The 1,898-nt window shown below is 66.9% G+C and carries 2 protein-coding genes; both read left to right on the top strand.

Annotation, left to right across the window (positions count from 1 at the left end; translation table 11 throughout):
- The first annotated feature begins 527 nt into the window (after positions 1–527).
- Positions 528–1,274 (top strand): alpha/beta fold hydrolase, encoded by a 747-nt coding sequence (locus tag BRAS3809_RS25935; RefSeq protein ID WP_008964986.1) that lies wholly within the window; start codon positions 528–530, stop codon positions 1,272–1,274.
- 133 nt (positions 1,275–1,407) lie between these two features.
- The coding region (locus BRAS3809_RS25930) for a serine hydrolase domain-containing protein (protein ID WP_201767127.1) at positions 1,408–1,898 on the top strand (491 nt) is incomplete at its 3' end.

The raw sequence follows: 1,898 nt of genomic DNA, 5'->3' as shown, positions 1-1,898 counted from the left end.
GGTGAGGGTGTGGTTGGCGGCGTCAACATCTGCATCAGCACGCACCTCATCATTCCCGCGACACCATCGTGCCCGGGCTAATCATTAGCATCGCCCCTCTCATTCGAGGGTGCAGGGAAGGCCGGGCGTCTGCCGACACCCGCGGCCCCCGTGCGGAAAGAGATGCACGGGGCAGGAACCACAGGATCGGCCAGGACCTCCCGGCCTTCCCTGCGCAACGGCTTTACGGCTTACTTCGCGCTCTCCCCGGGGACCGGCTCGATTGCCCCCGTCACCGGCGCGCTCGTCATGAACGCGACCGGCTTGACACCAGCTTCGGGGTGCCAGGACCACACGACTTCGCCGTCCGCAACACACCGGTCGTCCACCGGCGCCTCACGGCCATCGCTCCCCGCACTCCACGTATCGTGACGACGCGTACGCCCCTGTTCGATGAGGCGGGATGGCGCATACAAGCATGATTTCTGAAAAAAGGAAAGAACAAACTTCGCCGAATACGAAGGTCGCGAATGTGCTAGGCTGACGCCATGACCAACCGTATCTTCCTCCACGGCGTCCCCGATACGCCCGCGATCTGGGACCCGCTCGTCGCCGCACTCGGCGAGACTGTCGCCCTGCCCTGCCTGCCCGGCTTCGGCGGCGAAGCCCCGGCCGGCTTTGCTTGCACCAAGGACGCCTATGCCGACTGGCTGGTCGCTTTGATGGAGGCGCAGCATGCGGCGTTCGGGCCGCTCGATCTGGTCGGGCATGACTGGGGCGCGCTGCTGGTGCTGCGCGCGGCGTCGCTGCGGCCAGAACTGGTGCGCTCCTGGGCGGTCGCGGGCGGCGTGCTCGATCCGGACTATCGGGGACATCGCATTGCGCGGATCTGGAACACGCCGGTGCTGGGCGAGCTCTTCATGGCGGTGTCGACGCGAGGCGCGATGGCGCGGATGTTCCGGCAGAGCGGGCTGCCGCCGGAGCTGGCCGCGCGTGAAGCGGCGGCGTGGCGGGCGCCGATGCGCCGCGCCATCCTCGCGCTGTATCGCTCCGCCGATGGGCTGCGCTTCGGCGGCGACTGGATCGCACGCCTCGCGCAACTGCCGCGACGCGGGCTCGTGATCTCAGGCACGCAGGATCCCTACATGTCCCGCGATGTCCTCAGCCGCTTCGCGCAAACCCATGGCGCGCGACTGCATGTCGAGCAGGATGCGGGTCATTGGAGCATCGTCGAGCGGCCAACGAGCATCGCCGCCGTGCTGCGGGCGCATTGGCGCGGCGACCAGGTTCCATAGACCACTCCCGCACGCCGGCTGAGGCGCGGATTCCCGCGGCAAAAAGCGGCCGGCGTTGACCCAGGTCAATCGCAAGCGATCTCGGCACGCGCAGGCTGCATCGATCTTCCATGGATGATCGGAGGAAGAAACGATGCGACAGCGTCTGCTGATGTCCAAGCCGTTGCTCGCGGCGGTCTCGCTGTTCCTGCTGATGGCAAGCTCGACCGCGCCCGTCGTCGCCGAGGGCCTGCCCAAAGCCAATTCGCCCGAAGCCCTGGGACTGTCGTCGGAACGACTTCAACGCCTGACCAACGCGTTTCAGGCCGATGTCGACAAGGGGCTCATTCCCGGCGCCGTCGTGCTGATCGCGCGCAAGGGCAAGGTCGCCTACGCCAAGGCCTTCGGTTTCCAGGACCGCGAGAAGCAGGTGCCGATGAAGCCGGATGCGATCTTCCGCATCGCCTCGATGAGCAAGCCGTTCACCTCGGTCGCCGCCATGATGCTGGTCGAGGAAGGACGGCTGCAGCTGCTCGACCCGGTCTCGGTCTATCTGCCGGAGTTCAAGAACCTGATGGTCGGCGTCGAGAAGATCAATCAAGGCACCGGCCAGCCGGAGCTGACCCTGGAGCCGGCGCGGCGCGA

This window comes from Bradyrhizobium sp. STM 3809, assembly GCF_000239795.1.
Classification (GTDB): domain Bacteria; phylum Pseudomonadota; class Alphaproteobacteria; order Rhizobiales; family Xanthobacteraceae; genus Bradyrhizobium.
Note: the sequence above shows the minus strand (reverse complement) of the source record. Positions and strands in the feature narration are given on the sequence as shown.

Coding starts and splice junctions, on each gene's coding strand:
- BRAS3809_RS25935 (WP_008964986.1), top strand. CDS start 528: ATGACCAACCGTATCTTCCTCCACGGCGTCCCCGATACGCCCGCGATC.